We start from the raw sequence: 3195 nt of genomic DNA, 5'->3' as shown, positions 1-3195 counted from the left end.
GTTTTATCTCCTTTTGTGTACAAATTTATTACCTGATCCTCTTCATATTTATTCTAGCAAGAATTACTAATTCCTTCCAAACGATTAACATCTTGTCACAGTTCAAGATAACAATGATAAGCCAAATTAGCTCATGCAATCTCAGCATGAGCTAATTCAAAGTCTATTTTTTGAAATTGAGTCTTGATGGCAGCTTATTCAATGCCTTCATTTATAAAACTTCTCCTCATAGACTCTGCACAGAGTAATCAATTCAACGCTATGAGAATATTGATCCCATTCTCAAATTGTATATCATTAGCAAGGCGGGCACCCTCACCACTAGCATTACAAATCCTCAAACCTAGCATACATGATTCTGTTAAGCATGAATTTGGTAACTCTCCTATAATTGAATGCGTAAGCTGTTTTCTTTCATCGTCACTAGGTGCATGAGGATGCCATTCTGCTGGAGAGTCTACTGAAACCGAATGCAGCACCTCTCCTTTTTTATTCAATATTACTAACTCGCTAGTTTCAAGTCCAATGGGAGCGGCAAATCCATGATTTACAATATCAATCTTTACTGCTATTGCAGCGCTTTCTTTTTCCTCGGGACCGATTTCGAGCTTTGTTGCTTCCAGCCTGTAACCAAGATGATCGCGGATGTATTCAAAAACGGTTCTTCCCACTCTTTCTCCCTTATCATTTCTAAACCACGCTTCAGAGAAATGTAGTTTATTCTGAATGAGCCATTCCTCATTAATATCTATCTCTTTCCAGTTCGTAAACGAATATTTGATCTCATCACCATTTTCCCTGTAGTTATGCACTAGACTTAGAGAAGTATAGCGGTGATCCGAAAGCCTCTTTATCGTTCCAAAGYCATCGATTAGCCAACCTTCCTCCTCGAGTGACCATGAACCCCACGGGAGTTCTCCATCCACAAGAACAAAAGGAGATTCTTCAGCCATCTGAATGTACTGCTTGGAGGCAGGATTTAAACCGGCATCCCACACATGGGGTTCTATCACTATGAAATCATCATGAAACCCTATCCTGTTATACTGCGGATTATCACTAGAAATTAAGTTTTTAAAAATCGGCAATCGTACTTGGACTTGTATCCCCTCTGGTACCATGTCCATTATCCCTTCTAGTATTGCTTTCTCGTTCAGTTCGTGCTTAGAGCTATGCCATTCCCCCCATGCACCAATAATTCCGGCCTGATAGACATGGATTACATCCTTATTTTTTTCCAGAAAGGGAGTAAGCTGTTTCATATGCTTAAGTGCCCACTCGTTAGTTGGAGCCTTTGGTCCACCAAAGTCAGTTTCATATGTAAATCGAAGTACAGCCTTCAGCTTTAGCTTCCGCAATTCATCAAGAAATCTCTGCATTGTTTCAAAACCTTTATCATCTATCATCTTTTCTTCATATTGCGAAAGGTAGAAATAGGTTTGCGCCAGTTTTGGCTTGTCTTCCTTATAGTAATCAAACTGATGTTGTAAAAAATCAATACCCCTATCAAACCCCGGTTTAAATGGGTTCTTGTCGACTTCTGCATCCGTCGCAACCTCTAGCCTAAAACCCCTGTCTGGATTGTCAAGCAACTCCTTAGACTTTGAACCAGGCAGTGGAGATAAGTTAATTAATTCATCGTATTTCATTGTTATCCTCCTCGCCTAATACTTAATTTCTTGAATGCAGTAAACTCTTTTTTCGATTCAATAAAATCAATAATTTGTTTTGCACATTCACTCGAACTCAATTCTTCATATTATCCCGAAAAGTGCTCTTGAAGTTTAGCGTCCAGCACGATGGCTAAATCATCCAGCGTCCCTTTAAYATCTGCACCTTCGAACACAATACGGGACAAAGCAGGATTCACATAATCGTCCAACAATTGATACAGGGCTGTGTTACCTGACGAGATCGGAAGTTGAACACTATTCTCGAGTTCCGCCAAGATGGCATTACGCAAAGGATCACTGTCATGACTTACCTCTGAATATACAGAGCGAAGAGGAGCGATTGACCCTTCCGTCACAAGCCGGGTCAATTCATTGTTGGTACAGGTCAATTCACAAAGGAAAGACCAGGCTAATTCAGGGTTAACTGTTTTGGCCGAAATGCCGAACCCACAAACCCATGGCTCGTTCACCCTATGCCCATCGATAAATTGCGGTAATCCCGCGACACCGAGATCTTCCTTCAAATGAGGTTGGATTTCATGCAACATATTGTAATAATCTAGAATCATCCCGGCTTCGTTACGAATCAAGTCGCCGTTCGCAAAATACTCTTGGGTCGCCCGTGCAACTCGGTGTTTGCGGACAAGATCAACTGCCCATTGCACAGCTTGCACAGCTTCCGCATTGTTTATGTAACCAGAGGCTCTTCTTTTATCGGGGGAGAACCAATCTGTCCCTGCTGTGAGCAGTAGAAGACCAATATATTCGTGGTGAAACGAGATTCGGGCTGCAAAACATTCTTCTCTGTGCACATTCGCACGCTGTAGCCTAATCGCTATCTCCATAAAATCATTCCATGTCCAAMCTTCTTGTGGGTAAGGAATACCCACCTTGTTAAACCATTGCTTGTTATAGAAAATACCTTTCATACTAGCGCTTAATGGAAGCACAGCAACTCGTCCTTCAGGCTGTATCAGGCGGAAGATCGAAGGGTGAAACAAACTTTCTAATTCAGGATTCTGTCTCAGCCACGCTCGCAGATCAAGCAATAGTCCTTCCTTACTGCAATCGACGATGTCTCCGTTAAACAACTGTACAAGATCGGCATTGGATTCCCCCGAGTACAGGGTTGTAAGGATTTCGCCGCTAGGAACAACGTTAACAATTATTTTCGCTCCAGGGTTCAATACTTCAAAGCGGCGCGCGATTTTCTCCACTGACTCTCTTTGCCACGGTTCATCGATCTGCACTACTAGTTCCGTTTTCATGAATCCATCTCCTTTTTTGGTGTTTCATTAGAATGATGCCACGCGGTGTGGGGATTCTTAAAACTGTAAATAATTAATTTACTCTATATTCTTTATTAAACAAAAATCCCCTTTTTTATTGACGAATCCTGCCCGTTAGTTGAGAAAACGGCAACCATGGACCTGGCTGCCGTTTCTTCGCGTTTATTCAACTATCGTTACCCGTCCCTCAGTATTAAGGGTTTATCTCACATATACTCACTAATTCGCAGGAT

2 protein-coding genes are annotated in these 3195 nt (G+C 41.7%); both read right to left on the bottom strand.

What is annotated here, in order from left to right; translation table 11 throughout:
• Positions 1–248 precede the first annotated feature (248 nt).
• Positions 249–1649 (bottom strand): DUF4874 domain-containing protein, encoded by a 1401-nt coding sequence (locus tag AC1DWN_RS31065; RefSeq protein ID WP_477562720.1) that lies wholly within the window; start codon positions 1647–1649, stop codon positions 249–251.
• 110 nt (positions 1650–1759) lie between these two features.
• Entirely contained in the window at positions 1760–2941 is a 1182-nt protein-coding gene (locus AC1DWN_RS31060) for an ABC transporter substrate-binding protein (RefSeq protein WP_477562719.1), read from the bottom strand.
• Positions 2942–3195: the final 254 nt, after the last annotated feature.

The organism is Paenibacillus sp. P4_A7 (genome assembly GCF_056402455.1).
This window is presented reverse-complemented; position numbering and strand designations above follow the sequence as displayed.